We start from the raw sequence: 25784 nt of genomic DNA, 5'->3' as shown, positions 1-25784 counted from the left end.
CTAGGCCGCGTCGGCGTTGCCGGCGCGCTCGCCGACGACCTTCTCGGCGATGTTCGGCGGGACCTCGTCGTACGAGTCGAACTGCATCGTGTAGGACGCGCGCCCCTGGGTGTTGGAGCGCAGGTCGTTCACGTAGCCGAACATCTCGGACAGCGGGACCTTGGCGGTGACCGCCAGCGCGTTGCCGCGGCGGTCCTGGCCCTCGACGCGACCGCGCCGACGGCTGAGGTCGCCGATGACGTCGCCGAGGAAGTCCTCCGGGGTCACGACCTCGACCGCGAAGATCGGCTCGAGCAGGATCGGCTTCGCACGCTTGGCCGCCTCCTGGAGCGCGAGCGAGCCCGCGATCTTGAAGGCGATCTCCGACGAGTCCGTCTCGTGGAACTTGCCGTCGACCAGGGTGGCGCGGACGTCGACCAGCGGGTAGCCCGCCTTGACGCCGTTGTCCAGCGCCTCCTCGATGCCCTTCTGCACCGACGGGATGAACTCCGTCGGGATGGCGCCGCCCTTGATCTTGTTGACGAAGTCGAAGCCCTCGCCGGGCGCCGGCTCGAGGTCGATGTAGACGATGCCGTACTGGCCCGAGCCGCCGGTCTGACGGACGAAGCGCCCCTCGACCTTCTGCGCGGTGCCCTTGACCGTCTCGCGGTAGGACACCTGCGGCCGGCCGACGTTCGCCTCGACCTTGAACTCGCGCTTCATGCGGTCGACGATGATGTCGAGGTGGAGCTCGCCCATGCCGGAGATCTCGGTCTGGCCGGTCTCCTCGTTGGTCGCGACCTGGAAGGTCGGATCCTCCTCGGCGAGGCGCTGGAGCGCGACGCCCATCTTCTCCTGGTCGACCTTCGTCTTCGGCTCGACGGCCACCTTGATGACCGGCTCCGGGAAGTCGATCGACTCGAGGCGGACCGGCTTGTCCGGGGCGCACAGCGTGTCACCGGTGACGGCCGACTTCAGGCCGACGGCGGCAGCGATGTCGCCCGCGTAGACCGTGTCGAGATCCTCACGCGTGTTGGCGTGCATCTCGAGCAGGCGGCCGACGCGCTCGGACTTGCCCGTGGTGGCGTTGAGCACCTGCGAGCCCTTGTCGAGCTTGCCGGAGTAGACGCGGAAGAACGCGAGCTTGCCGAAGAACGGGTCGGCCATGATCTTGAAGGCCAGCGCCGAGAACGGCTCGTCGTCGGACGCCTTGCGCTCGACCTCGCCGACCTCCTCGCCCTTGCGGACCTCCTGGCCGGTGACGGCCGGGACGTCGAGCGGGGACGGCAGGTAGTCGATGACCGCGTCGAGCAGGGGCTGCACGCCCTTGTTCTTGAACGCGGAGCCGCAGAAGACCGGCGTGATGGCGATGTCGAGGACGGCCTTGCGGATGGCGGCCTTCAGGCGCTCCTCCGGGACGTCGCCCTCCTCGAGGTACATCTCGGCCAGCTCGTCGTCGTAGTTCGAGACCTCGTCGATGAGCAGCTCGCGCGCCTCCTCGGCGGCGGCCTTGAGCTCCTCGGGGATCTCGATGATCTCCTGCTCCTTGCCGAGCTCATCCAGGTAGTGGATGGCCTTCATGCCGATCAGGTCGACGATGCCCTTGAAGTCGGCCTCGGCGCCCCACGGGAGCTGGACCGGGACGGCGGTCGCGCCGAGGCGCTCCTTCATCGTCCGGACGGACATCTCGAAGTCCGCGCCCATGCGGTCCATCTTGTTGATGAACGCGATGCGCGGCACGGAGTACTTGTCGGCCTGGCGCCAGACGGTCTCGGACTGCGGCTCGACGCCGGCGACGGAGTCGAACAGCGCGATCGCACCGTCGAGCACGCGCAGGGAGCGCTCCACCTCGACGGTGAAGTCGACGTGGCCCGGCGTATCGATGATGTTGATGCGGTGATCGCGCCAGGCAGCGGTCGTCGCGGCCGACGTGATCGTGATGCCGCGCTCCTGCTCCTGCTCCATCCAGTCCATCGTGGCCGCGCCCTCGTGGACCTCACCGATCTTGTGGGTGCGCCCCGTGTAGTAGAGGATGCGCTCGGTGGTGGTGGTCTTGCCGGCGTCGATATGCGCCATGATCCCGATATTCCGGGTCTTCTCGAGCGGGAACTTACGTGGCATGAAAAGTGGAGTGGGGGTCGGCGTGGTGGAAAGAGAAAACGGGCCCAGCGGGCCCGTTCACGTCACAGCGAAGTGCTGTCGGCCGAGCCTTATGTGGTCGTGGTCTCCATCGCCTGCTGAGACGCTCCAGGAGGCGCGCAGATGAGCGCATCCGCCTCGGACGCGACCAACGACTATAGCACGAGGGACCGGGCTTCCCGGGGGCGTCGCGAGGCCTTCACAAGGGCTCGCACGGCGCTCTCCGGAGTGGCCATCGTAGCGGGGTTGCTGCTCGTCGTTTCGACGTTCATGACGTTGATCGAGGTGACCACGGGCGAGGCTGTTCTTGATACCCAGAGCGGGCTCGACCATCACTCGGTCGCGATGCTCCTCCTGGGCCTCGCGGCGGTGCCGATGGCGCTCGGCGCGCTCCGCGGCGCACGGCCGTCGATGTTCGCGCTGGCGGGGCTCGGGGTCGTGGTGCTGGTGGTCGCCTTCACCGTGGACCTGCCGGCGGCGCTCGAGGAGGGGCTCTACGGCGACCGCTACGAGGGCGCCGAGGCGGCGCCGGGATCGGGCTTCTACGTCGAGACGCTCGCGGGGGCGCTGCTCGTGCTCTCCGGCGGGCTGCATCTGCTGCTCGGCGCGGGCGCGCCGGGCGCTAGCCGACGTCGCCCTCGGGAGTCCCGGGGAACGGGCAGTCGGCGGTCTCAGGCTCCGGAGGAGTGACGACGCAGACCGACAGGGCGTCGGGGAGCGTGTCGGTATAGGTCTCGCCGCCGGCCTCGTAGGTCACCTCGACGCCCCGCACGACGTGGCGCCCCTCGGCGGGCGCCTTCAGCGCGAACAGCAGCTCGACGCCGATGTCGGCGGGGTCGCCGGCCGCAGGCGGGACCGGCGTCCCGCGCAGCGGTCGCAGCTCCCCCAGCCCGTCCGCGTCGGACGGCGGGAAGACGCGGTCGACGCCGATGCCGCCGAGCTCGCGGTCGACGCCCGCCGTGCGGACGTCCACGACGTCGAGCGCCCCGGCCCCCGGACCGACCAGCCGCGCCTCGAGCAGCCGGAGCGGCTCGGAGGACGAGTTGCGGTAGATCGGCTGGCCGAACGTGAGCGTCGCGCCGGGCCGGACGGAGATCGCCACCTCGTTCGCGTCGGCAGCGTATAGCGGCCCGTCCCGCTGCTCGTCGCCACCGCTGCCGATCAGCAGCACGGCGGCGAGCGCGACCGCCGCGACGACGAGCGCCGCGGCGGTCAGCAGGACGGGCCGGCGGCGCGTCACGATGCCTTGACGCCGCTGAAGATGCGCCCGCCCGTGTGCGGGCTGCGCCCCTTGTTGCCGCACAGGTAATAGCGCTTGCCGCGCTTGTTCCCGAAGCGGTAGGAGACGCGGACCCACTTGGAGAACCCGCTCTTGACGTTGAGGCCGACGCCGAACACGTTCACGCCCGCGGCCCACTCGGTGGCGTCGGTCGCGGCCCGGCGGAAGCCGGCGCCGCCGACGTAGCTGACGGTCTGCTGGCGCTTCTCCTTCGGGCAGACGCGGAGCGTGCCGCGCTGCTTGCGGGCGTCGTCGACGCCGCCGATCCACTCCTCGGCGCGGATCGTCTCACCGCTCGGGATGCCGAGGCAGCGGCTCATCGAGAAGTAGCGGACGTACTTGAACTCCGACGTGATCTGCCGAGAGTACGGGCCGGTCCGGCCGTTGATGTCGACCTGGTTCTCGATCGCGTTGGTGACCTTGTTGTCGCCGCCGCCACCCCAGCCGCCGCCGTCCGGGCGGAACGCGACGTCGAAGGACGAGTCCGCCTTCTGCCCGTAGGCGAAGTTGGCTCGCGCGTCGCGGTAGACGTTGTTCAGCTCGCCGATCACCGTCGGGGCGACCTTGGACTCGAGCGGGATCAGGGTCGGCGACAGGCACGGCATCCGGACCTGGGCCGCGCGGGCGGTGGGCTCCGCGGTCGCGGTCGTGGCGGGCGGCGGGAACATGACCGGGAGGTCGGCCTTGGCCGCCGGCTCGTCGGCCGCGGCACGGGCCTTCGCGCCGCTGTCGCTGCCGAAGTCGGCCGTCTTGACCTGCTGGCCGGTGCCCGCGGCCGTCTGGTACTGGATGAGCACGTCGAGGACGCCCCCGCGCTCGGCGGCGAGCTGCTCGACCTGGGCGGGATCCGCCGCGCGGACGCGATAGCGGCCGTCGGCGCCGGCGTCGGCGCGCCCGAGCTCGGGGAGCTGCGTCTCCGTGGCGGTGTGGGGCCACCCGAAGACGGTGACGGTGCCGGCGACCGGCGCGCCGGCGGCGTCCCGCAGTGTCCCCGCGGCGACGGTGGTGGCGCTCGCGGCGGCGGGCAGCGCGAGCGCGGCGGCCGTGGCGAGCGCGGCGGTGGCGAGGATACGTCGGCTCACGTGCGCAGCTCCATGCCGACCGCGATCAGGTCCGGGCTGGTGAGCCCCAGCCGCTGGTGGTTGAGCTCCCACAGGCGCCGCACCTCCTGCGCGATCTCGGCGGTTGTCGCGTCCGACGGGAGGGCGCGCTGCGCGATGCGCCAGAGCGAGTCGCCGGCGCGGACGGTGATGGTCTCGCCGCGCTTGGCGCGGGTGGTGGTGGGAACGGCCGGGGCCGGGGCCGGCGCCGCGGTGGTCTCCGGCGGGGCTGGTGGGGCGGGGGCGGGCGCGGGCGCCGTCTCGGCGGGTGCGGCCGGCGCGGTGGTGGCGCGGTCCCGCGCGCGGGTCGCGGGCGCGGGCGTGGCGCGGTCCTGCTCACGGGCGGCGGGGCGCGCGGCGGGTGCGGGTGCGGGTTCCTCGTCCGCCGGCACGGCCTCCGCGGCCGGGGCAGGCGCGGGCGCCGGGGCGGGCGCCGCCGGGACCGCGGGGGCGGGCTCGGGCACCGGCGCCGGCGTCGCAGCCGAGGGGGCCGGGGGCGGCGTGGCGGCGTCGGCGTCGAGCACGGCGCTCGCGGCCGCGGCTGCGGGATCTGGCGCGGGCGCAGGCGGCGGGGCCGCCACGACCGGGGCGGGCGCGTCCTCGACGACCGGCGCGGTCTCCGGCTCCGGCGCGGGCGGCGCCGGGGCGGGCGCGGGCTGCGTGTCGCCGACCGCGTCCGTCGCCTCGACCGCCGGCGCGTCGCGGCTGTCGCCGTCCTCGGCGCCGCTGCTGTCCTCGTCCGCCGCGCCGGGCGCGGCGAGCGCGTCCGCGGCGCTCGTCGTGTCGTCGTCGCTCTTGGCGCGCGTCGCCGCCGCGGCTGCGGGCACGCCGACCGTCCCGCCTGCGAGCAGCGTCGCGAGCAGCACCGCCACCGGGCGGCGGAGGACGTCCACGGGGACCCCGCGGCCGACCACGTCTCTGGGCACGTCTTCGAGCCAGGGTCCCTGCACCCCGAACCTCCCTCTCACGGCGCTCCCCGCCGCCGGGTCGAGCCGCTCCCGACGGCCCGCGAAGCCCACCCTACCCGCTCACCGCACAAGATCACCCACACGAACAGGGCCTTCACATGGCACGCGCGTCCCAGGACGACGAAGGGCGCCCGGTGGGCGCCCTTCGGCAAATCGCATGCGGATGACGCGGACGCGTCTGGTCGTCGATCTGAGCGAGCTATCCCGGATGGCTCGGTGCGCCGGCGGAGATGAGACTGGACGACCGTCCGTCTCGTCTTCGTCGGTGCGGCGAGGCGCCGGGAGGGCCGCTCAGGCGGCGATCGGCTACCAGCGGTAGTGCGCGAAGGCCTTGTTGGCCTGCGCCATGCGGTAGATGTCGTCCTTGCGCTTGAACGCGCCGCCCTGCTGGTTGGTCGCGTCGAGCAGCTCGTTGGCGAGGCGCTGGGCCATCGTCTTCTCGCGGCGCTGACGCGCGAACTCGACGAGCCAGCGGACCGCGAGGGTGCGGGCGCGGCGCGCCGGGACCTCGACGGGGACCTGGTAGGTCGCGCCGCCGACGCGGCGGGAGCGGACCTCGAGCTGCGGGGTCAGGGCCTTGATGGAGGCCTCGAGGGCCTCGATGGGATCCTTGCCCGTGCGCTCGGCCAGGATGGCCAGCGCGTCGTAGACGATCCCCTCGGCCGTGCTCTTCTTGCCGTCGAGCATGACCTTGTTGACGACCTGGGTGACCAGCCGGGAGCGGTGGACGGGGTCCGGCTCGATGGTCCGGATGGAAGCTGCTGCGCGACGAGGCATGGAAAGTCCGTTACTTCTTCTTGACGCCGTACTGCGAGCGGGCCTTCTTGCGGTCGCTCACGCCGGCGGCGTCGAGCGTGCCGCGGACGACCTTGTAGCGGACGCCAGGGAGATCCTTGACGCGGCCGCCGCGGACGAGCACCACGGAGTGCTCCTGAAGGTTGTGCCCCTCGCCGGGGATGTAGGCCGTGACCTCGATGCCGCCGGAGATGCGGACACGAGCCACCTTGCGCAGGGCCGAGTTCGGCTTCTTCGGCGTGGTGGTGTAGACACGGGTGCAGACGCCGCGCCGCTGCGGCGCAGCGACCTTCTTCTTGCGGCCCTTGCCGGACTTGAGGCCCGGGGTGGCCAGCTTCTTGGTCTTCGGGGTGCGTCCCTTGCGGATCAGCTGCGAGGTCGTCGGCATGCGACAGCGGAGAGTAGCAGCAGGAGCGAGCGCTCCCGCGGCGACGACCGGCTGGTGACCTTACACCGCCGGGCGGCCGGCGAGCTTCGAGAGGTACGCCCAAGTCGGCCGGTAGCCGCGCCGCTCGTACAGCCGGATCGCCGCGTCGTTGCCGGGCAGCACGCCGAGCACGAGGTCTTCGACCCCGTCCTCGGCCAGCGCGGCCTCCAGGCCGTCGAGCAGCGCGCTCCCGATCCCGGCGCCGCGCCAGGCCGGCAGCACGCCGAGCGACTCGATCTCCCCCACGCGCGCGCCGGTCACCCACGTGTCCTCCAGCCACGACCCCGCGCGCGGCATCACGTGCGCGAGGCCGTAGCCGACGAGCTCGGCGCCGGAGCGCGCCAGCAGCAGCACCGTGTCGGGCTTGGCGAGCAGCTCGGCGTAGAGCGCCCGCCGCGCCGCCCAGGTCTCGTCGTCGCCGACGTACGGCGCCAGCTCCGGCATCGACTCGGCGTGCCGGTGGTGGACCGCGATCCACAGCGGCGCGAGCGACTCCAGGTCGCCCGCGCCGCCGCGGCGCAGCTCCACGTCCACCTACGCCGCCAGCGACTGCTGGAGCGCGACCGCCGGAGGCACGTACCGCAGCCCCTGGTCGCGCGCGACCGGCTCGTGGGTGACCTCACCGCCGCACACGTTCAGGCCCGCGAGGAAGCCCGGGTCCTGCTCCAGCGCGCGCACGCCGTCGTCGGCCAGGCGCAGCAGGTACGGCATCGTCGCGTTGGTCAGCGCGTAGGTCGACGTGATCGGCACCGCGCCGGGCATGTTCGCCACGCAGTAGTGGGTGATGCCGTCGACCTCGTACGTCGGGTTGGAGTGCGTGGTCGGGCGCGACGTCTCGAAGCAGCCGCCCTGGTCGATCGCGACGTCGACGAGCACGCTGCCGGGCCGCATCAGCGACAGCTGCTCGCGCGTGACGACGTGCGGCGCCTTGGCGCCGTGGACGAGCACCGCGCCGATCACGAGGTCGACCTGCGGCAGCAGCTGCTCGATCTCCAGCGTCGACGAGTACACGGTCGACGCGCGATCGTTCAACAGGATCTCGACGTCGCGCAGCCGGTCGATCGACTTGTCGAGCACGTAGACCTCGGCGCCCATCCCGATCGCGATGAGCGCGGCGTTCAGGCCGACGACCCCGCCGCCGATCACCATCACGCGCCCGGCCGCGACGCCCGGCACGCCGCCGAGCAGCATGCCGCGGCCGCCGAGTGGCTTCTCCAGCATGAACGCGCCGGCCTGCGTGGCGATCTTGCCCGCGACCTCGCTCATCGGCGCGAGCAGCGGCAGCCGGCCCGCGGCGTCCTCGACGGTCTCGTACGCGATGCACGTCGCACCGGTGTCGCACAGGCCGCGCGTCAGCTCGGGCGCGGGCGCGAGGTGCAGGTAGGTGAACAGCAGGTGCCGCGCCTCCAGCCGCCCGACCTCCTCGGGCTGCGGCTCCTTGACCTTCACGATCAGGTCGGCGGCCGCGAACACGGCGTCCGCGTCGGGCAGGATGTCCGCGCCCTGGGCCGCGTAGTCGGCGTCGGTGATCGCCGACCCCTCCCCCGCGCCCGCCTGCACGACGACCGCGTGGCCGCGGTCGACCAGCTCGCGCACGCCCGACGGCGTGAGCGCGACCCGGTACTCGTCCTGCTTGATCTCCGTGGGTACCCCGACCTTCATCGCGCGGCGATCTCCTTCCCTCGCAAAGCGAGCCAGAACTCGATCCGGTCGCGGGCGCTCGACAGGTCCCGCCCCGTCAGCTCCTCGATGCGCCGGATCCGGTAGCGCAGCGTGTGTCGATGGCAGTAGAGCTGCTGCGCCGCCCGCTCCCACTGCCCGTTGCACTCGATGAACGCCTCCAGCGACCGCATGAGCTCTCCGCCGTACTGCCCCTCGCCGGCCTCGATCGGACCGAGCAGCGAGTCGCAGTAGAGGCGCAGCGCCTCGTGGTCCTGCAGCGACAGCAGGAGCTGGAAGGAGCCGAGGTCGCGCCACGTGCCGAGCAGCGGCTTGGACGGGTCGGCGCCGTTGCTCAGCGTGCGGGCCTCCAGCGCGAACCGCGCCTCGTGCAGCGCCCGGCGCGCGTCGCCCGCCGGTACCGCGCGGCCCGCGCCCGCGTGGACGGTCTGCGCGGGGCCGACCTCGGCCGCCACGCGTGCGCGCACGCGCTCGCCCAGCTCGAGCAGCTCGTCGTCGGGGAGCGCGGGGAGCAGCGCGGTGGCGCGGCCGCCCTCCGACGCCACGAGCGCGGGCAGCGCCTCGGCGTCGATCGCCGCCGTCAGCGCCTGCTCGTCGGCGTGGTCGAGCGACAGCACGCAGACGCGGTCGCCCAGGCGGAACGGCTCCAGCCGCCGCGCGAGCTCGGGCCCGTGCAGCTCGCCGGTCGCCAGCGCCTGCAGCACGTCGCCGGCCAGCCGCCGCTCGGTGGTGTCGGCGACGCGGCGGCGCAGCAGCTCGAGCGCGACGACCGTGACGCCCTGGTGGAGCACGAGCCGGTCGACCTCCGCCAACCCGCCCGCGTCCTTGACGCACGCGACCCACGCCTGCGCGCTGCGGTCCGCGGGCGTGCCGCCGACGGGGAGCACGAGCGCGCGGCCGGCGAGGTCGGCGGCGTCGGGGGTGAACGGCTGCGGGTCACCGTCGCGGGCGCGCCGCCGGGCCTCCGCCGCGATGGCCGCGACCTGCGGCTCGTCCAGCGGCCGCCGGAACGAGCGCGAGGCGAGCACCGTCCCGCGCGCGTCGAGCACCAGCGCCGCGCCGCCGACGAGGCCGGCCAGCGCGCCGACGATGCCGTCGAGGCCGCGCTCGGCGAGCACGACGCGCTGGAGCCGCTCCTGCGCGGCGATCGACCGGCGCAGCAGCGCGTACTGCTCGTTGACGAGCTGCGTGAACGCGTGCTCGGTGACCGCGATGAACGGCAGCTCGTACGGGATCTCGAGCAGCGGGAAGTCGCGCTCGCGGGCCGCCTCGACGAGCGCGTCGGGCACCGTGTCGAAGCCGAACCCGACGCCGACGCCGAGCCCGGCCAGCCCGTGGGCGGCCAGGCGCTCGACGTACTCGCGCTGGCACGCCTCGGTCGTCAGCTGCAGGCCGGTGGTGAGCAGCAGCTCGCCGCCCGACAGCCACGGGGTCGGGTCGACGAGCTCGGTGATGTGGACCCAGCGGACGGGCGCGTCGAGCGCGTCCTCGCCCGCGAGCACCTCCACGTCGAGGTCGCCGAGGAGCTCGCGGATCGTCAGCATCGGGTCCTCCTGGTCTCTCCTGCGGGGCTAGCCGCGGAGCTTGGCCGCGGCCTCCTCCAGCACCGGCCGGAGGATGCCCTCGATCTCCTCGAAGTGCTCCGCCTGCGCGATGAGCGGCGGCGAGAGCTGGATGACCGGGTCGCCACGGTCGTCCGCGCGGCAGATCAGGCCGCGCTTGAACAGCTCGCCGGAGAGGAAGTCGCGCAGGAGCCAGTCGGACTCCTCGTCGCTGAAGCTCTCCTTCGTGCCCTGGTCCTTGACGAGCTCGATGGCGTGGAAGTACCCGGCGCCGCGCACGTCGCCCACGATCGGGATGTCGCGCAGCGAGTCGAGCATCCCGCGGAAGACGGGCTCGTTCTCGCGGACGTTCTCGAGCACGCCCTCGTGCTCCATCACGTCGATGTTGGCCAGCGCGACCGCCGAGGCGATCGGGTGGCCGGCGAACGTGAAGCCGTGCAGGAAGGACGCGTTGCCGTCGAGGAACGGCTCGCTCACCCTGTCCGACGCGATCACGGCGCCCATCGGCGCGTACGCGGACGTGATGCCCTTCGCCGTCGTGATCATGTCCGGCTGGTAGTCGTAGCGCTGCGCGCCGAACCACTCGCCCAGCCGGCCCCACGAGCAGATGACCTCGTCGGAGATCAGCAGGACGTCGTACTTGTCGCAGATCGCGCGGACCCGCTGCCAGTAGCCCTCCGGCGGCGTGAAGCAGCCGCCCGCGTTCTGGACCGGCTCCATGATCACCGCGGCCACGGTCTCGGGGCCCTCGAAGAGGATGCGCTCCTCGACCGCGTCGGCGAGCGTCTCCATCCCGTAGCCGGGCTTCATCCGGTACTGGTTGGTGTTCGGGACGTGGCAGCCGCCGGGCGTGAACGGCTCGAACGGCGCGCGCAGCGACGTGATGCCGGTCGCGGAGAGCGCGCCCAGCGTCGTGCCGTGGTACGCGATCTCGCGCGCGATGATCTTCGTCTTGTTCGGGTTGCCGGTGAGCTTGTGGTACTGCCGGCTGAGCTTGATGGCGGACTCGACCGCCTCGCCGCCGCCGCTGGTGAAGAACACGCGGTTGAGGTCGCCGGGCGCGAGGTCGGCGATGCGGGTCGCCAGCTCGATCGCGCGCGGGTGCGCGTAGTTCCAGTTGGTGTAGAACCCGAGCTCCTCGGCCTGCTTGGCGCCGGCCTGCGCGACGTCCGCGCGGCCGTGCCCGATGTTCACGCAGAACAGGGCGCTCAGGCCGTCGAAGTAGCGGTTGCCGTGCTCGTCCCAGACGTGGCACCCATCACCGCGGACGATGATCGGGATCTCCTGCCCGTCCGCGAAGTTCCCCATGCGGCTGAAGTGCAGCCACAGGTGGCGCTTGGCCTGCTCCTGCAGCGTTGAGAGCGACTGCTCCGTGGTGGCCATGCGAGGCAACACTACGCCCGCCGTGTCGGCGGGCTCTAGTGACGGGATGGCCGAGCCTGCGCCGCGCCGCTGGACGTTCCGTACAGCGACGCGGACAGGGTGTCAGACGTTCGTCAGGCGGCCGCGGGCGCCGGGGCGCCGGCGCGGCCCTGGCCCTCGGCCGCGCGGACCGGGGCCGGGGTGAGGGCCGAGGCGACGATCACGAGGAGGAACGCGACGGCCTGGCCGATGATGCCGAGCGTGGTGCCGGGCATCGGGTCGCCGAAGACGATGAGGCCGCCGGCGATGACGCTGATGTTCGCGGCCGTGCCGGTGATGGCGATGACCGAGACCGCCTCGCCGTCCTGCAGCGAGCGGGCCGAGGCGTAGAACGCGGCGACCGAGCCGGCGATCGCGACGAGCGTCCAGGGCGAGAGCAGGCCCATGAGGAGCCCCTCGTCGCCGATCATGCCCGTCAGCGCCTTGACGCCGACGTTGCAGACGCCGAAGAGGATGCCCGAGGCGGCGGCGAGCATGATGCCGTGGTGCTCGGCCGGGCCGCCGATGCGCGGGCCCATGATCAGCAGCGCGCCGACGCCGAAGAGGCCCGCCTCGAAGGCGATCATGGCCGGCAGCGAGAACGTCGCGTGCGAGTCGTGCGAGACCGGCAGCGTGAAGCCGAGCAGGATCAGGCCGAGCGCCGTGAGGCCGAGGCCCCACCACTGGCGCGGCGTGGTCTGCAGGCCGAAGATCTTCTCCGCCATCACGGCGAGGAGCGCGACGCCGCCCGACAGGACGGCCTGGACGACCGACAGCGGTGCGAGCGAGATGGCGGCGACGTGGAGGATCCACGCGCCGGCGCCGATGCCCATGCCGGCCGCGAACCACTTCGAGGACCACAGCGACTTGGCGGTCTTGAAGGGGTGGCGGATGTCGACCGCGCACGCCTCGCAGGCGCCGCGGTGCTTGTAGAAGAACGCGAGGTTCGAAGCGAACGCGCAGAGCAGCGCGAGCAGGATGCCCAGGTGAAGAGTCATTCAGTCAGAAGCTGTGAACGAGGTTGCCCGGCGGAGCTTGCGGTCCTTGCGGCACCATCGGCTTGCCCCCAAACCAATCGGCACGCATGACCCTCCGCTTGATAGGGCGGATCGTTCCCCGGCAGCGTAGCGGTAACCCGCTTCCGCCCTCCTAAAGCCTGCACATCGCTTCCCAAATGCCTGCAGATCCAGCGAAACCACTGCTCCTGATCGACGTCGACGGCGTGATCTCGCTGTGGGGGTTCCCCCAGCACAGCCGTCCACTTGGCACCTTCACGTCCGTGGAAGGCGTCGTCCATTTCCTTTCGGTCGAGGCCGCCGAGCACCTCCTCGCCCTCGTGTCGGACTACTTCCCGGTGTGGTGCACGGGATGGGAGGAACGGGCGAACGACCACCTTCCCTCCGCGCTCGGCCTGGGCCCGTGGCCGTTCCTCTCGTTCGACCGCGAGACCGAAGCTGGCGCGACGACGCCCGGCCACTGGAAGCTCGCGGCCATCGACCGCTACGCGGACGGGCGGCCGCTCGCGTGGATCGACGACGCGTTCAACGACGCGTGCCGGGCGTGGGCCGAGCAGCGTGGCGCCCCGACGCTCCTGGTCGAGACCACGCCGGCGGAGGGGCTCGTCGCGCGGCACGCCGACGAGCTGCGGGAGTGGGCGCGCACGCACGCGCGCGCGTGAGGCGATGTCACGGGACGGCCGGCTGATCCGTCAGGCTGGCGATGCCTGTGACCGATCTCGACGCGCTGCGCCGCCGCGGCTTCGCCATCGCCTACCGGATGCTCGGCTCCGTCGCCGACGCCGAGGACGTCGCCCAGGAGGCGCTGCTCCGCCTGACACGGACCGAGCCGGAGCCGGACGAGCCGGCCGCGTGGATCACGACCGTCGCGACGAGGCTGTCGATCGACCACCTGCGCCTCGCGCGCGTGCAGCGCGAGACGTACGTCGGGCCGTGGCTGCCGGAGCCGCTGCTGGAGGACCTTGCGCCGGGGCCCGGCGCGCACGCGGAGCTGGCCGACTCGCTCTCGCAGGCGTTCCTCGTCGTGCTGGAGCAGCTGTCGCCGGTCGAGCGGGCGGCGTTCCTGCTGCGCGAGGTGTTCGCCTACGACTACCCGCGCATCGCCGAGATCGTGGGCAAGAGCGAGGCGAACTGCCGCCAGCTCGTGGTGCGCGCCAAGCGGCGGCTGGAGGCGGAGCGGCCGCGGTTCGACCCCGATCCCGACGCCCGCCGCGCGCTGCTCGAGCGCTTCCTCGCGGCGGCCGAGGACGGCGACCTGGAAGGACTGGAGGAGATGCTCGCCGACGACGTCGTGCTCTACGGCGACGGTGGCGGCAAGGTCCAGGCGGCCAAGAAGCCGGTCGCGGGGAGCACGAAGGTCGCGAAGTTCGTCGCGAAGATCCACGAGTGGCGCCGGCTGCTCGGCGACTTCGAGGACGAGGTCGTGATGGTCAACGGCCAGCCCGGCCGCGTGGCGCGCCATCGCGACACCGGTGCGCTGTGGGACGTGCTCGCGATCGACGTCGTCGACGGCCGCATCCAGACCATCCGGATCGTCCGCAACCCCGACAAGCTCGCTCACCTGTCACAGCCGGGCGACGCCGCCCGTCAGGGATGACATGAGCGTCAAGAGCCGCACCTCCCCCGCCCCCTCGATCGTCCGCGCCGCCGATGCGGAGGTCCTCTCCGCCGATCCGCTGAGCGTCATCACGCTGCTGGCCGACACGCCCGACACCGGCGGCCACCTCACGAGCAACCGCTCGCTGCTCAAGGCCGGGTCGGCGGGCGCGCCGCCGCACTTCCACAGCCGCTCGGCCGAGCTCTTCTTCGTGCTGGACGGCGCGCTGGACGTGCTGCTGGGCGACGAGGTCGTCACGCTCGGCACGGGCGACCTGCTCGTCGTCCCGCCCGGCGTGACGCACGCGTTCGCGCCGGCGGAGGACCGCGACGCGGACGTGCTGTTCGTCTTCACACCCGGCGTCGCGCGGTTCGACTACTACCGCCTGCTCGACCGCGCCTACGCGGGCGAGGTCGGCTACGACGCGCTTGCGGCGACGTCCGAGCAGTTCGACAACCACTACGAGCGCAGCCGCGTCTGGGAGGCGCACGTGGGCTGAGCCCGCGCCGGCGCGTCGTACCGTCGGAAGCGTGAAGCGGATCGGGTTCCTCTCCTTCGGGCACTGGCAGGACGCGCCGGGCTCGCGCACGCGCACCGCGCAGGACGCGCTGGTGCAGACGATCGAGCTGGCGGTCGCCGCCGAGGAGCTCGGGGTCGACGGCGCCTACGTGCGGGTGCACCACTTCGCGCGGCAGCTCGCGTCGCCGTTCCCGCTGCTGGCGGCGATCGGCGCGCGGACGTCGCGCATCGAGATCGGCACCGGCGTGATCGACATGCGGTACGAGAACCCGCTCTACATGGCAGAGGAGGCCGCGGCCGCGGACCTCATCAGCGCCGGGCGGCTGCAGCTCGGCGTCTCGCGCGGTTCGCCCGAGCCGGCGCTGCGCGGGGCCGAGACGTTCGGCTACCTGCCGCCGGAGGGGATGAGCGACGCCGACCTGGCGCGGGCGAAGACCGAGGTGTTCCGCAAGGCGATCGCGGGCGCGCCGGTCGCGCGGGCGGACACGGGCCGGCCGGACGCGGACGCTGCGCCGCCGATGCTCGCGATCCAGCCGCAGTCGCCCGGCCTGGCCGACCGCATCTGGTGGGGCGCGGGCACGCGAGCGACGGCCGAGTGGGCGGGCGCGCAGGGCATGAACCTGATGAGCTCGACGCTGCTGACCGAGGACACGGGCGTGCCGTTCGACCAGCTCCAGGCCGAGCAGATCATGCGCTACCGCACCGCGTGGACCGACGCCGGGCACGAGCGCGAGCCGCGCATCTCGGTCAGCCGCAGCGTCTTCCCGCTCGTCACCGACGAGGACCGCGCGTACTTCGGCACCGGCGCGCGGGCCGAGGGCAAGGACCAGCTCGGCTACCTCGACGGCGGCATCGCGCGGTTCGGGCGCTCCTACATCGGCGAGCCCGACGTCGTGGCCGAGGAGCTGTCGCGCGACGCGGCGGTCCGTGCCGCCGACACGGTGCTCTTCACGATCCCCAACCAGCTCGGCGTCGAGTACAACGCGCGCCTCCTGCAGTCGATCGCCGAGCACGTCGCGCCGGCGATCGGGTGGAGCGCGCCGGCTACCGCCTGATCGCGACCCGGCGCGTCGTCGTCGCGGTGCGGCCGAGCGCGTCGGTCGCCTTCACCGTCAGCGCCGCGGGGACGGCGCGGCGGCGGGAGAGCGCGCGGCCGGCCTTCGTGAGCCGGGCGGTGACCGCCAGGCGCGGCGTGCCCTTGACGACCCGCTCGCCCGCGGCGACCAGCCGGCGTCCCGCGCGCACCTCGACCCGGCAGCGGACGAGGCGCAGCTCGGCGGCGGTGGCGCGGCATGCGACGCGCTCCTTGCCGCCGGCGAACCGCAGCGCGCGGCGGGTCGTCGCGCGGACGCGCAGCGCGCGGGCCTTGGCGCCGGTGCTGCGCCCCTGGCCGCTGGCGGGCCGGCCGGCGCGCGGCGCCTCCGGGTAGACCTTCACGCTCACGACGCCGTTGCGGACGCGCTGCGGGTGCCGGCCGACCGGGATCTTGTGGACGATCTCCTCCGTCACGTACGAGATGACCGCGACCGTGTCGTCGCCGGAGGAGCTGATGTAGCAGTACTTGCCGTCGGCGCTGTTGGTCGACCAGTAGGGCTTCGTGCCGGCGTCGAGGATGCGCGCGCTGAACGTGCGGCGGTCGACGATCGCGCCGTAGTCGGACATCGTGCCGGCGACGCAGAGCTTCTCACCCGCCGGGTCCATCGCCAGGCCGTGGTGGGCGGAGTCGAGCAGGTACTGCTCGGGCGCGAGCTTCGCGGCCTCCTCGCTCAGCGGCAGGCGGGCGATGCGGGTGACCTTGTCGGCCTGCAGGTCGTACTCGACGAAGCCGTGGAAGAACGAGAGCTGGAAGTACACGAACTTCTCGTCGGGCGAGAGCGCCATCGGGCGGACGGCGCCCGAGAAGTTCGGGTAGCCGGCCTCCTCCATCTTCTTCGCCATGTCGATCCTCTTGAGCACCTGGTTGGTACGCGCGTCGACGACCTGGAAGTACTCGCCGCCCTTCGTCGCCTCGTTGATGACGACGGGCCGGTCGGTCGGCAGGTACACGCGGCCGATCGACGCGTGGTAGATCCGCGTGCCGTCCTTGGAGTACGTGCTCTCGTGCGGCGAGTCGCCGGACGGGAACGCCCCGACGCGGGCGCCGGTCGCCGTGTCGAGGACGTGGACGACGTTGCCGGTGGACGCCGAGACGAGCAGCCGCGTGCCCTCGGCGTTGATCGCCATGTGGTCGGAGCGGTAGCCGTCGACCGGCGCGCGCCACTTGATCTTCTTCGTGGCGAGGTCGATCGCGACGACGTCGGCCAGGCTCGGGCGGCTGACGAAGATCGTGGTGCCGTCGTTGGACGAGAAGACGTCGTCGTTGAACTGGTCGTGCCCCTCGCCGATCAGCGTGCGGATCGCGTAGAAGAACGCGAGCCGGTCCGGGCGGAAGGCCATCTCCTGCATCCGCTGCTGGAGGTCGGGCACGACGTTGATGCGGTCCAGGCGCTGGAACGTCTCGGGGTCGATGACGTCGGTCGTGCCGTCCCAGTTGTTGCCGACGAGGATCGCGGGGCGCGTGACGCCGGGCTGCGCGTCCGGCCCGACCACGGCGGCGGGCGCCTGCGCGGCTGGGGCTCCCAGCACGGCGACGGTGGCGGCGGCGGTGGCGAGGACGGCGGAGCGGAGACGGCGTGCACGGACCCACATGGCACCGGACCGTAGAGCGATGGGGCTCGACGTGCGCCGTATGGTGGCGGCATGACCACGGATGCCGGCACCGCGGAGGTCCGCGACAACGCGGACGAGCAGCGCTACGAGATCGTCGTGGACGGCGCGGTCGCGGGCTTCACGCAGTACCGCGCCAAGCCGGGGCTGATCGCGTTCACCCACACCGAGATCGACGAGCGCCTCGAGGGCCGCGGCCTGGGGACCCAGCTCATCCGCGCCGCGCTCGACGACGCGCGGGCGAAGGGGATGGCGGTGCTGCCGTTCTGCCCCTTCGTCAACGGCTACATCCAGCGCCACCGCGACTACGTGGCCCTCGTGCCCGAGACGTACCGCACGGAGTTCGGCCTGTAGCCGCCATACAGTTGGAGGCGATGGCGGACATCGAGACCCGCGACGACGTCGAGCGCCTCGTGCGCGCCTTCTACGGCAAGGCGATGACCGACCCGATCATCGGGTTCATCTTCACCGACGTCGCCGAGCTCGACCTCGAGGAGCACCTGCCGAAGATCGCCTCGTTCTGGGAGACCGTCCTGCTCGGCGGCCGCTCGTACAGCGGCGGCGCGTTCGCGCCGCACGCGGTCCTGCACGGCAAGGTCGAGCTGAAGGGCGGCCACTTCGAGCGCTGGCTCCAGCTGTGGTTCGGCACGGTCGACGAGCTGTTCGCCGGCGACGTCGCCAACCAGGCCAAGATCCACGCGCTGCGCGTCGGCCAGGCGTTCCTGCGCCGTCTGCAGGGCTTCCCCGGCCCCGCGCCGACGCCGGTCGGCCCGTCGGGCCTCGCCATCACCCGCCACGGCGGGGACGGCGAAGCCGCGTAGGCCCGCCTCCCGCTAGCCGAACAGGCCGCGCGAGCGGCCGAGCTGCTGGAGCGCGCTCTCGATCGCGCCGTCGACGTGGCCCGACGGCGCCGCGCCCAGGTCGACGCGCCCGATCGCGTCGGTGCCGCTGCTGAGGAAGCCGCCGCGGCGGTCGACCTCGAGGATCGCCGTCGTTCCGTGGGCCGTCGAGAGGAACGTCAGCTCCAGCTCGTTGACGCCCGGGAAGCGGGACGAGCCGTGGAACTCGATCTCCTGGTAGAAGGGCAGCGTCGCGCCGGGCACGCGGCCCTTCTCGACGTCGGCGCCCTTGAAGCGGAAGCCGAGCCGCTCGATCGCCTGGAGCGCGGCCTCCTGGACGGGCAGCGGGTGGACGCGGAGCGGGTCGAGGTCGGTGCTGTCGACCGCGCGCGCGATCTCGACCTCGGTGCGGACGCCGACCTGGACCTTCGGGAGCTGGTGGCCGCCGACGACGTTGATCGGGGTCTCGAAGGGGATCGTCAGCTCGAACGTGAACCGGTGCTCGGCGCCCGGCGCCAGTTCGAACGCCTCGGTCACGCGGTGGCGGTGGAAGACCTGGTTGGCGTCGTACTCGGCGTCGTCCGTCTCGACCTCGACCCGCGTCTGCAGCGCGATCTCGACGTACTTGACGCTCTGCTCGAGCTCCCCGCCGGTGACGACGACCTCGCCGGCGACCGTCTCGCCCGGGCGGACGTCGGAGGAGCGGAGCGTCGTCTCGACGGACGCGCCGCCGCCGAGCCCCAGGCTTGCCTTCAGCTTCTTGAACACCATGGCCCCGCACCGTAGGGGAGCGGCGGCGCGGATCGGCGGCGCGAGACGAGATCGTCACCGGGCGTTATACGTTTCACCTCTGTCTCCGCTGACCGAGCTCCTGTCCCGCCGCCACGTCGCGCGCGTGCTCGCCACCGTGCTGGTCGGCCGTCTGCCCGAGGGCATGGTCCCGCTGGGGATCGTCCTGCTGGTGCGGGAGGAGGACGGGTCGTTCGGGCTGGCCGGCGTGCTCGCGGCGTGCCTGGCCGTCGGCGCGGCGGTGGGTGGGCCGCCGCTCGGGCGGCTGATCGACCACCGCGGCCAGCCCGGCGTCATCATCGGCTGCGCGCTCGTGCGCGGGGCGGCGCTGGCCGGCCTGACGTTGACCGCCGCCGACGCGCCGGCCGCCGCCGGCGCGTTCGCCCTCGTGTGCGGCTTGGCGACCCCGCCGTTGGAGCCGGCGATCCGCGCGCTGTGGCCGGACCTGACGCGCGACGCCGAGCAGGCCGAGACCGCCTACCGGCTGGAGGCGGGGCTGCAGGAGCTGGTCTTCGTGCTCGGGCCGCTCGTGCTGTCGGCGCTCGTGGCGGTGGCCGATCCCGCGTTCGCGCTCCAGGCCACCGCGGTCGGCGGCGCCGTCGCGGCGGTGGCGTTCGCGGTCTCCCCGCCCGCCCGGGCGTGGCGCGCCGCACCGCGGGCCGACCCGGCGTGGACGGCGGCCGTCCGCGCGCCGGGCGTCGCGCCGGTGCTGGCGATCGGGCTGCTGATCGGGATGGCGCTGGGCGCGCTGAACGTGGCGGCACCGGCCGTGGCCGAGGCGCGCGACGTCGCGGCGGGCTGGCCGCTGGCGGTGTTCGCCGCGGGCGCGCTCGCCGGCGGCCTGCTGGCCGCGTCGCGGACCCCGGTGCGGCCGCCGGAAGCGACGCTCGCGCTGCTCATCGGCGGGATGGGCCTGGCGTTCGCGCCGGCGCTGCTCGACCCGCCGTTCGCGGTGACGCTCGGCGCGCTGGCCGCGGCGGGCGGCCTGATGGCGCCGGCGCTCGCCGGCGCGTTCATCGTCCTCGGCCGCCGCGCGCTCGCGGGGGCCGTGACGGAGACGTTCGCGTGGCAGATCTCCGCGACGCTGGCGGGCATCGCGGCGGGCTCGGCGCTCGCCGGGCCGCTGGCCGACGCCGACGCGAGCGGCGCGGCGGGGTTCGCCGTCGCGGTGGCGGCGGGGCTGGCCGGCGCGGCTGTCTGGCGCGTGGCGAGCAGCCGGCGCTAGGCCGGCAGCCCGAGGCGGAGCTTGCGCAGGAGCGTCGCGAGCTGCTCCTGCTCGTCGGCGGTCAGCGCGGCGAGGAGGCGGCGCTCGTTGTCCAGGTGCGCGCCGGTGGTCGCGTCGACGACCTCCCGCCCCGCGTCGGTGAGCGTGATGAGCGTGCCGCGGCGGTCGTCGGGGTCGGGCGTTCGCGCGATGTAGCCGGCCTGCTCGAGGCGGTCGAGCCGCTTGGTGGTCCCGGACGACGTGAGCATCAGCGTGCTCGTCAGGTCCGACGGGCGCAGCCGGTACGGCGGGCCCGTGCGCCGGAGCGTGGCGAGCACGTCGTAGAACCCGCCCTCGAGCCCGTGCTGGCGGTAGACCGGCTCGAGCCGCGCCTCCAGCTCGCGCGCCAGCCGCGAGACGCGCCCGACGATCCCGATGGGTGAGGGGTCGAGATCCGGGCGCTCCGCGCGCCACTGCTCGACGATCACGTCCACGCCGTCGCGCTCTTCTTCGCTCACGCCGGCCACCCTACCGCGTGACTTGTGTCCCAGCGTGTTGCTTCCTAGGAAGATATGTCCTAGGATGTGATCCATGTTCAAGCCACGCGATCTCCTCCACCGTCCGACGCGCTCCGAGCGCCGCTCCGCCGAGCCCATCCGGCCCCGCCGCCAGCCCCAGCCGCGCATGCGCTGGTTCACCTGAATCCGCGCCATCGCCGCGAACCTGCCGCGCCGTTGACAGGCGCGCGCCGGCCCCGGGAGGGTTGGAGCTGCGCAGGGAGGCGTGGCGATGCGACGCAGGCAGCAGGGCCCGGAGACCGAAGACGAGCAGCCGCGCAGGCGCGGCCTCCACTCGCCGGGCGTCTGGCTGGCGACGCTCAGCACCGTCGTCGGCGTCGCGACCGGCATGTTCACGTTGCGCGACCAGGTCTTCCCCGGCGAGCGCGGCTCCGCCGTCGCGGTGTCGATCCCGGCCTACCAGCACGAGGTCGGCGCGGTCTGCGACGAGCTCAACGAGAACGACGAGGCGCGGGCCGAGGAGGACGAGCGCTTGGCGACGGCGCTCCAGGACGCGGACACGAACCCCGCGCAGCGCGACGCGCTGCTCGAGAGCGTCCGCCGCGTTTCGTCGCGGTCGAGCCACACGCTGACGGCGTTCGCGGCGCTGGAGACGCCGGACACGCTGAGCGCGGTCCAGCAGGACGCCGAGCGCGCCTGGCAGCGCAACCTCGACCGCCTCCGCGACTACGCCACCGCCCTCGACCAGGCCGAGACCCGCGCGGACGTGCTCGCCGCGGTCGACGACCTCAGCGACCAGCGCACCCCGCTCGCCCGCGACGGCGAGGTCCTGCGCACCGGCCTGACGAAGCTCGGCTCGGAGAGCTGCGACCTCGAGGCCCCGATCGTCACCGCGACGCTGACGCTCCCGCCGCTCCCCGAGGACGACGACGGCAGCGGCGTCACGGACGCGACGCGCTCGGCCAACAGCCCGAGCGACGGCGGGGGCACCGCGCCCCAGCCGACCGCGAAGGCCGACGGCGGCGGATCCGGCGGGTCCGGCGGCAGCAGCGAGCCCGAGGTCACCGGCGCGAGCGTCAACGTCCCCGGCCCCTCCATCGTCCCGAACGACGAGCCCTCCGTCGAGAGCTCGTCAGCACCCGAGCCGGCGCCCGCCGGGAGCCCCGAGAACGACGAAGGGGCGAGCGGCCCGTAGGCCACCCGCCCCTTCGGTCAGGTCATGCCGACGCGTGCGCCGGCACGACCGCTACTTGTCGTCCTGCGGGACGTCGAGGTCCGCGAGCTCCTCCGCGAAGCCCGTGTCCCCGCCGCCGGCGCCGATCTCGTCGAGGGCCGCGAGGTCCTCGTTGAACGCGGAGCCGAAGTCGCTCAGGCCGTCGCCGTCGCCGAGGCCGAGCTCGGCGGCGATGTCGTCCTGGTCGAGGAGACCCACCGCGTCCATCGCGCGGGGGAGCGGCTCGGCCGGCTCGATCTCGATGCGGCGGTAGCGCTTGAGGCCCGTCGCCGCCGGGATCAGCTTGCCGATGATCACGTTCTCCTTGAGACCGTTCAGGCGGTCGATCTTGCCCTCGAGGGCGGCGTCCGTCAGCACCTTCGTGGTCTCCTGGAAGGAGGCCGCCGAGAGGAAGGACTCCGTGTTGAGGGAGGCCTTCGTGATGCCGAGGATCGTCTCCTCGTACTGGGCCGGAGCGCCGCCCTGCGCGGTGACCTCCTCCATCGCCCGCATGAACTCGTTGCGGTCGACGTACTGGCCGGGCAGGTAGTCCGTGTCACCGCGCTGCTCGATCCGGATGCGCTTGAGCATCTGGCGGGCGATCAGCTCGATGTGCTTGTCGTTGATGTCGACGCCCTGGGACTTGTAGACCTCCTGCACCTCCTTGACGAGGTACTGCTCGGTCTCCGTGCGGCCACGGATCGCGAGGAGGTCGGCCGGGTACAGCGAGCCCTCGTTGAGCTGCGTGCCGGCCTCGATCCGCTCGCCGTCGGCGACGTACAGGCGCGTGCGGCGCGGGAACGAGTAGCGGTGCTCCTCGCCGGCGTCGTCGGTGACGACGACCGTGAGGGCCTTCTCCGTCTCCTCGATCGACGCAACGCCGTCGAACTCGCTGATCTGCGCGACGCCCTTCGGCTTGCGCGCCTCGAACAGCTCGACGATGCGCGGCAGACCGTGCGTGATGTCCGCGCCGGCGATGCCGCCGGTGTGGAAGGTCCGCATGGTCAGCTGCGTGCCCGGCTCGCCGATCGACTGCGCGGCGATGATGCCGACCGCGTCGCCGATCTGGACCATCTGGCCCGTCGCGGGCGAGACGCCGTAGCAGGCCTGGCACACGCCGGTGGCCGCCTGGCACTTGAGCACCGAGCGGACCGCCACCTTCTCGGTGCCCGCCTCGACCAGGTCCTGCAGCTCCTTGCGGCCGATCAGCTGGCCCTCGCCGTCGATGCGGCCGACCAGGTTGTCGTTCGGCTCGCCGGCGTTGTTGAGGACCTTCAGGTCGATCGTCTCGGTGGCGCCGCAGTCCGGCTCACGGACGATGACGTCCTGCGCCACGTCGACGAGGCGACGGGTCAGGTAGCCGGAGTCCGCGGTACGGAGGGCGGTGTCCGCGAGGCCCTTGCGGGCGCCGTGCGTCGAGATGAAGTACTCGAGGACGGTCAGGCCTTCCATGAAGTTGGCCTTGATCGGGCGCGGGATGATCTCGCCCTTCGGGTTGGACATGAGGCCGCGCATGCCCGCCAGCTGGCGGATCTGCTTCGCGCTGCCTCGGGCGCCCGAGCTGGCCATCATCCAGATCGGGTTCATGGAGTCGAAGTTCTTCTCCATGGCCTCGGCGACCGCGTCGGTGGCCTCGTTCCACGTGGCCACGACGGCCTCGTGCTTGTCCTGGGCCGACAGCAGGCCCATGTTGTAGTCGTCCTCGATCGACTCGACGCGCGCGTCGAAGCCGGCCAGGATCTCCGGCTTCTCGGGCGGGATGACCACGTCGTTCTTGGACACCGTGATGCCGGCGCGCGTGGCGAACCGGAAGCCGAGGTCCTTGAACGCGTCGAGCACCAGCGCGACCGTCGACGGGCCGTAGCGCTGCACCAGCGCGTCGATCAGGCGGACGTTGTCGCGCTTGCGGATCGCCTGGTTGACGAACTCGTACTCGGACGGGTCGAACTCGTCGCCGAGCGCGTCCTCCAGCGCCCGCTCGATGCGGTCGTTGTAGATGATGCGGCCGACCGTGGTGAGCCGGGTGGCCTGCCCCTTCGGGCGGTACTCGGCCAGGTCGTGCAGCTTCACGACGCCCAGCTCGTACGAGAGCTCCGCCTCCTGCGCCGTGCGGAACACGTGCGGGCGCGGCTCGTACGTCGACGGGTCGATGCTCTCCAGCTCGTCCGCGTCCGGCCCGTACGTCAGGTAGTACGTGCCCAGGACCATGTCCTGCGTCGGCGTCGCCAGCGGCGCGCCGTGAGCGGGCGAGAGGATGTTGTTCGAGGACAGCATCAGCAGCCGCGCCTCCGCCTGCGCCTCGGCGCTGAGCGGGAGGTGGACCGCCATCTGGTCGCCGTCGAAGTCCGCGTTGAACGCGTGGCAGACGAGCGGGTGGACCTGGATGGCCTTGCCCTCGACGAGCTTGGGCTCGAACGCCTGGATGCCGAGGCGGTGGAGCGTGGGCGCGCGGTTGAGCAGGACCGGGTGCTCGTGGATGACCTCCTCGAGGACGTCCCAGACCTCCGGGATCATCGAGTCGACCATCTTCTTGGCGGCCTTGATGTTCTGCGCCGCCTTGCGCTCGACGAGGCGAGCCATGATGAACGGCTTGAACAGCTCGAGCGCCATGAGCTTCGGCAGGCCGCACTGGTGGAGCTTCAGCGACGGACCCGACACGATGACCGAGCGGCCGGAGTAGTCCACGCGCTTGCCGAGCAGGTTCTGGCGGAACCGGCCCTGCTTGCCCTTGAGCATGTCCGAGAGCGACTTGAGCGGGCGGTTGCCCGGGCCCGTGACGGGCCGGCCGCGGCGGCCGTTGTCGAACAGCGCGTCGACGGCCTCCTGCAGCATCCGCTTCTCGTTGTTGACGATGATCTCCGGCGCGCCGAGGTCCAGGAGCCGCTTGAGGCGGTTGTTCCGGTTGATGACGCGGCGGTAGAGGTCGTTGAGGTCCGAGGTCGCGAAGCGGCCGCCGTCGAGCTGGACCATCGGGCGCAGCTCCGGCGGGATGACCGGCACGGCCTCGAGGATCATCTGCTCCGGGCGGTTGCCCGAGCGGCGGAACGCGTCGACGACCTTCAGGCGCTTGACCGAGCGGGCCTGCTTCTGGCCCTTGGCGGTCTTGACCTGGTCCTCCAGGTACTCGGCCTCGGCGTCCAGGTCGACCTGCTCGAGCAGGTCGCGGATCGCCTCGGCGCCCATGCCGCCGCGGAAGTACTCGCCGAAGCCGTACGGCGAGCCGAAGCGGTCCTTGAGCTCACGGAAGATCGTCTCGTCGTGCTCGATCTGCTTCGGGGTCATGTCCCGGAACAGGTCCCACACGGCGCGCATGCGCTCGATGGCGTCCTCGATGTACGCCTCGGTGTCGGCGATGTCGGCCTCGAAGGTCTTGCGCAGCTCCTTGAGGAGCTTCGCGCGCTCGTCCTCGTCGAGCTTCTCGACCTTCACGTCGAGGCCCTCGGCCCACAGGTAGTCCTCGTCGTCGAAGCCGTCCTGCTTGCCGCCCTCGAGGTACGTCTCGCGGCGCTGCAGCTGCTCGCGCAGCTCCAGGACGCGCTCCTCGCGCTCGGCGGTGTAGGAGTCGATGACCTCGTTGACGCGGCCCTCGAGCTCCGGCAGGTCGGCCTGGCGGGCCTCGTCGTCCACCCACGTCACGATCGACGCGGCGAAGTAGAGGACCTTCTCGAGCTCCTTGGGAGCCATGTCGAGCAGGTAGCCGATGCGGGAGGGGACGCCCTTGAAGAACCAGATGTGGCTGACCGGGGCGGCGAGGTCGATGTGGCCCATGCGCTCACGGCGCACCTTGGACCGCGTGACCTCCACGCCGCACCGCTCGCAGACGATGCCCTTGTAGCGGACGCGCTTGTACTTGCCGCAGTAGCACTCCCAGTCCTTGGTCGGACCGAAGATGCGCTCGCAGAACAGGCCGTCCTTCTCGGGCTTCAGCGTGCGGTAGTTGATCGTCTCCGGCTTCGTCACCTCACCGCTCGACCAGGAGCGGATCTGCTTCGAGGACGCGAGACCGATCTCGATGGCGTCGAAGTTGTTGATGTCGATCACAGGCGGATCCTC

Annotated in this window: 24 protein-coding genes; 9 read left to right on the top strand and 15 right to left on the bottom strand. The window is 72.4% G+C overall.

The window, feature by feature from the left end; genetic code table 11:
• Entirely contained in the window at positions 1-2100 is a 2100-nt protein-coding gene (gene fusA / locus AC1UE5_RS08120; protein WP_482921967.1) for an elongation factor G, read from the bottom strand.
• 264 nt (positions 2101-2364) lie between these two features.
• Here fusA and AC1UE5_RS08115 point away from each other — a divergent pair, with 264 nt between their 5' ends.
• On the top strand, positions 2365-2808 hold the full coding sequence (locus AC1UE5_RS08115; protein WP_482921965.1) for a hypothetical protein: 444 nt from the start codon (positions 2365-2367) through the stop codon (positions 2806-2808).
• Here AC1UE5_RS08115 and AC1UE5_RS08110 read toward each other — a convergent pair.
• The 10 genes from AC1UE5_RS08110 to AC1UE5_RS08065 all read right to left on the bottom strand — a co-directional run bounded on the left by AC1UE5_RS08110 (position 2741) and on the right by AC1UE5_RS08065 (position 12328).
• Positions 2741-3358: a hypothetical protein gene (locus AC1UE5_RS08110; protein WP_482921963.1), complete on the bottom strand. Its 618-nt coding sequence runs from the start codon at positions 3356-3358 to the stop codon at positions 2741-2743. The genes AC1UE5_RS08115 and AC1UE5_RS08110 overlap by 68 nt on opposite strands.
• Complete coding sequence (locus AC1UE5_RS08105) at positions 3355-4479, bottom strand: hypothetical protein (RefSeq protein ID WP_482921961.1); 1125 nt, start codon at positions 4477-4479, stop codon at positions 3355-3357. Before AC1UE5_RS08105 ends, AC1UE5_RS08110 begins: the two co-directional genes overlap by 4 nt.
• Positions 4476-5423, bottom strand: coding sequence for a LysM peptidoglycan-binding domain-containing protein (locus AC1UE5_RS08100; RefSeq protein WP_482921959.1), 948 nt, complete (start codon positions 5421-5423; stop codon positions 4476-4478). Before AC1UE5_RS08100 ends, AC1UE5_RS08105 begins: the two co-directional genes overlap by 4 nt.
• Positions 5424-5771: 348 nt before the next feature.
• A complete protein-coding gene (rpsG, locus tag AC1UE5_RS08095; RefSeq protein WP_482921957.1) occupies positions 5772-6242 on the bottom strand; it encodes a 30S ribosomal protein S7 in 471 nt (156 codons plus the stop codon).
• A gap of 10 nt (positions 6243-6252) precedes the next feature.
• The gene (rpsL, locus tag AC1UE5_RS08090; protein WP_482921955.1) at positions 6253-6648 is read right to left on the bottom strand and encodes a 30S ribosomal protein S12; all 396 of its coding nucleotides are present in this window, start codon (positions 6646-6648) and stop codon (positions 6253-6255) included.
• Positions 6649-6708: 60 nt separating this feature from the next.
• Complete coding sequence (locus AC1UE5_RS08085; protein ID WP_482921953.1) at positions 6709-7221, bottom strand: GNAT family N-acetyltransferase; 513 nt, start codon at positions 7219-7221, stop codon at positions 6709-6711.
• Positions 7222-8349 carry an alanine dehydrogenase gene (gene ald, locus AC1UE5_RS08080; RefSeq protein WP_482921951.1) on the bottom strand — a complete coding sequence of 376 codons (1128 nt, stop codon included), beginning with the start codon at positions 8347-8349 and terminating at the stop codon, positions 7222-7224.
• Positions 8346-9911 carry a PucR family transcriptional regulator gene (locus AC1UE5_RS08075; RefSeq protein ID WP_482921949.1) on the bottom strand — a complete coding sequence of 522 codons (1566 nt, stop codon included), beginning with the start codon at positions 9909-9911 and terminating at the stop codon, positions 8346-8348. Before AC1UE5_RS08075 ends, ald begins: the two co-directional genes overlap by 4 nt.
• Before the next feature lie 27 nt (positions 9912-9938).
• Entirely contained in the window at positions 9939-11312 is a 1374-nt protein-coding gene (locus AC1UE5_RS08070) for an aspartate aminotransferase family protein (protein WP_482921947.1), read from the bottom strand.
• 113 nt (positions 11313-11425) lie between these two features.
• Positions 11426-12328, bottom strand: coding sequence for a hypothetical protein (locus AC1UE5_RS08065; RefSeq protein ID WP_482921945.1), 903 nt, complete (start codon positions 12326-12328; stop codon positions 11426-11428).
• 176 nt (positions 12329-12504) lie between these two features.
• On the opposite strand from AC1UE5_RS08065, the gene AC1UE5_RS08060 reads away from it, so the two are divergent.
• Genes AC1UE5_RS08060 through AC1UE5_RS08045 form a run of 4 tightly spaced genes read left to right on the top strand, consistent with a single transcriptional unit; the run spans position 12505 to position 15517 of the window.
• The gene (locus tag AC1UE5_RS08060) at positions 12505-13008 is read left to right on the top strand and encodes a hypothetical protein (RefSeq protein WP_482921943.1); all 504 of its coding nucleotides are present in this window, start codon (positions 12505-12507) and stop codon (positions 13006-13008) included.
• A 41-nt stretch (positions 13009-13049) separates the two neighbouring features.
• Positions 13050-13943, top strand: a complete 894-nt coding sequence (locus tag AC1UE5_RS08055) for an RNA polymerase sigma-70 factor (RefSeq protein ID WP_482921941.1) — start codon at positions 13050-13052, stop codon at positions 13941-13943.
• A gap of 1 nt (position 13944) precedes the next feature.
• Entirely contained in the window at positions 13945-14442 is a 498-nt protein-coding gene (locus tag AC1UE5_RS08050; RefSeq protein ID WP_482921939.1) for a cupin domain-containing protein, read from the top strand.
• A gap of 31 nt (positions 14443-14473) precedes the next feature.
• Positions 14474-15517: an LLM class flavin-dependent oxidoreductase gene (locus tag AC1UE5_RS08045; RefSeq protein ID WP_482921937.1), complete on the top strand. Its 1044-nt coding sequence runs from the start codon at positions 14474-14476 to the stop codon at positions 15515-15517.
• On the opposite strand, the gene AC1UE5_RS08040 is transcribed toward AC1UE5_RS08045, so the two are convergent.
• Entirely contained in the window at positions 15507-17150 is a 1644-nt protein-coding gene (locus AC1UE5_RS08040) for a YncE family protein (protein WP_482921935.1), read from the bottom strand. The two genes, AC1UE5_RS08045 and AC1UE5_RS08040, sit on opposite strands and share 11 nt — an antisense overlap.
• Positions 17151-17201: 51 nt before the next feature.
• Here AC1UE5_RS08040 and AC1UE5_RS08035 point away from each other — a divergent pair, with 51 nt between their 5' ends.
• The gene (locus AC1UE5_RS08035) at positions 17202-17522 is read left to right on the top strand and encodes a GNAT family N-acetyltransferase (protein ID WP_482921933.1); all 321 of its coding nucleotides are present in this window, start codon (positions 17202-17204) and stop codon (positions 17520-17522) included.
• Positions 17523-17542: 20 nt separating this feature from the next.
• A complete protein-coding gene (locus AC1UE5_RS08030; protein ID WP_482921931.1) occupies positions 17543-17989 on the top strand; it encodes a group III truncated hemoglobin in 447 nt (148 codons plus the stop codon).
• Positions 17990-18001: 12 nt separating this feature from the next.
• Here the strand turns inward: AC1UE5_RS08030 and AC1UE5_RS08025 are convergent, their stop codons facing one another.
• Positions 18002-18778 (bottom strand): sporulation protein, encoded by a 777-nt coding sequence (locus AC1UE5_RS08025; RefSeq protein WP_482921929.1) that lies wholly within the window; start codon positions 18776-18778, stop codon positions 18002-18004.
• 124 nt (positions 18779-18902) lie between these two features.
• Between AC1UE5_RS08025 and AC1UE5_RS08020 the strand changes: the two genes are divergently transcribed.
• Complete coding sequence (locus AC1UE5_RS08020) at positions 18903-20021, top strand: MFS transporter (protein ID WP_482921927.1); 1119 nt, start codon at positions 18903-18905, stop codon at positions 20019-20021.
• Here the strand turns inward: AC1UE5_RS08020 and AC1UE5_RS08015 are convergent.
• Complete coding sequence (locus AC1UE5_RS08015; RefSeq protein WP_482921925.1) at positions 20018-20518, bottom strand: MarR family winged helix-turn-helix transcriptional regulator; 501 nt, start codon at positions 20516-20518, stop codon at positions 20018-20020. The two genes, AC1UE5_RS08020 and AC1UE5_RS08015, sit on opposite strands and share 4 nt — an antisense overlap.
• Before the next feature lie 271 nt (positions 20519-20789).
• Between AC1UE5_RS08015 and AC1UE5_RS08010 the strand changes: the two genes are divergently transcribed.
• A complete protein-coding gene (locus tag AC1UE5_RS08010; protein ID WP_482921923.1) occupies positions 20790-21713 on the top strand; it encodes a hypothetical protein in 924 nt (307 codons plus the stop codon).
• 51 nt (positions 21714-21764) lie between these two features.
• Here AC1UE5_RS08010 and AC1UE5_RS08005 read toward each other — a convergent pair whose 3' ends face one another.
• Positions 21765-25772: a DNA-directed RNA polymerase subunit beta' gene (locus AC1UE5_RS08005; protein WP_482921921.1), complete on the bottom strand. Its 4008-nt coding sequence runs from the start codon at positions 25770-25772 to the stop codon at positions 21765-21767.
• Positions 25773-25784: the final 12 nt, after the last annotated feature.

The sequence above is a fragment of the Parviterribacter multiflagellatus genome (assembly GCF_056863265.1).
The sequence above is the reverse complement of the archived record's forward strand: the minus strand, read 5'-3'. Positions and strand labels throughout refer to the sequence as shown.

Coding starts and splice junctions, on each gene's coding strand:
- rpsL (WP_482921955.1), bottom strand. CDS start 6,648: ATGCCGACGACCTCGCAGCTGATCCGCAAGGGACGCACCCCGAAGACC.
- rpsG (WP_482921957.1), bottom strand. CDS start 6,242: ATGCCTCGTCGCGCAGCAGCTTCCATCCGGACCATCGAGCCGGACCCC.
- fusA (WP_482921967.1), bottom strand. CDS start 2,100: ATGCCACGTAAGTTCCCGCTCGAGAAGACCCGGAATATCGGGATCATG.
- AC1UE5_RS08010 (WP_482921923.1), top strand. CDS start 20,790: ATGCGACGCAGGCAGCAGGGCCCGGAGACCGAAGACGAGCAGCCGCGC.
- AC1UE5_RS08025 (WP_482921929.1), bottom strand. CDS start 18,778: ATGGTGTTCAAGAAGCTGAAGGCAAGCCTGGGGCTCGGCGGCGGCGCG.
- AC1UE5_RS08035 (WP_482921933.1), top strand. CDS start 17,202: ATGACCACGGATGCCGGCACCGCGGAGGTCCGCGACAACGCGGACGAG.
- ald (WP_482921951.1), bottom strand. CDS start 8,349: ATGAAGGTCGGGGTACCCACGGAGATCAAGCAGGACGAGTACCGGGTC.
- AC1UE5_RS08055 (WP_482921941.1), top strand. CDS start 13,050: ATGCCTGTGACCGATCTCGACGCGCTGCGCCGCCGCGGCTTCGCCATC.
- AC1UE5_RS08065 (WP_482921945.1), bottom strand. CDS start 12,328: ATGACTCTTCACCTGGGCATCCTGCTCGCGCTGCTCTGCGCGTTCGCT.
- AC1UE5_RS08050 (WP_482921939.1), top strand. CDS start 13,945: ATGAGCGTCAAGAGCCGCACCTCCCCCGCCCCCTCGATCGTCCGCGCC.
- AC1UE5_RS08070 (WP_482921947.1), bottom strand. CDS start 11,312: ATGGCCACCACGGAGCAGTCGCTCTCAACGCTGCAGGAGCAGGCCAAG.
- AC1UE5_RS08060 (WP_482921943.1), top strand. CDS start 12,505: ATGCCTGCAGATCCAGCGAAACCACTGCTCCTGATCGACGTCGACGGC.
- AC1UE5_RS08040 (WP_482921935.1), bottom strand. CDS start 17,150: ATGTGGGTCCGTGCACGCCGTCTCCGCTCCGCCGTCCTCGCCACCGCC.
- AC1UE5_RS08030 (WP_482921931.1), top strand. CDS start 17,543: ATGGCGGACATCGAGACCCGCGACGACGTCGAGCGCCTCGTGCGCGCC.
- AC1UE5_RS08075 (WP_482921949.1), bottom strand. CDS start 9,911: ATGCTGACGATCCGCGAGCTCCTCGGCGACCTCGACGTGGAGGTGCTC.